This window comes from Fructobacillus tropaeoli (assembly GCF_001047135.2).
GTDB classification, from domain to species: Bacteria; Bacillota; Bacilli; order Lactobacillales; family Lactobacillaceae; genus Fructobacillus; species Fructobacillus tropaeoli.
Genome location: NZ_DF968145.1, coordinates 1 through 630, shown reverse-complemented (window position 1 = coordinate 630; position 630 = coordinate 1). Strand labels below are relative to the sequence as shown.

Here is a 630-nt window from a genome sequence, read left to right as displayed (position 1 = left end):
CAACAAGACTTGCAGCAAGCACAATTTGCAAAAGACGTTCAAGATTCATTTGCAAAGCAATTGAATGCATATCGTCAAAGTAAGGGTGTCTCTCAAATGGTTTGGAATCAAGACATTGCTGACTTCGAATCAGACCGTGCAGAATCTATTGCAAATGGAACTCGCTCAACTGATTCTATCAAAAGTATCCATGAAGGTTCAAAGACGGGTATTGCATTGGTTATGGCTAAGCAAGGAAAAATGGTATTCAGTGGAGAAAACGAAACAGGATATGTTATCCAATCAAGCGACCTTTCAGCAGATGACATTGCCCAAGCACTTTTGAACCGTTGGATTCAATCAACCGGACATAACGCCAACCAATTAAACCCTGATTATCAAGAATTTGGATTTGGATTGGCATACGGTAAACTTGAAGGATACCCAGTTGTATATGCATACACTGGCTTTGCAGCACCATTTAACCAACAAGAAACGCATGGTGAAATTGACAAGTTCGGTACTTATCAAGACGTTGTTGATGAATTTGCTAAATATAACGCAAGCCCTCTAAGCAATGAAGCACTTGCACAATATCATGCCGAACCACACGTTGAAACATTTGATGACATTAAGGCCAATGCTGATGCA

1 protein-coding gene is annotated in these 630 nt (G+C 40.2%); it reads left to right on the top strand.

Features of this window, described 5'->3' with window-relative positions; all coding sequences use genetic code 11:
* The coding region (locus AOQ32_RS08440; RefSeq protein ID WP_148666554.1) for a CAP domain-containing protein at window positions 1-630 on the top strand (630 nt) is incomplete at both ends.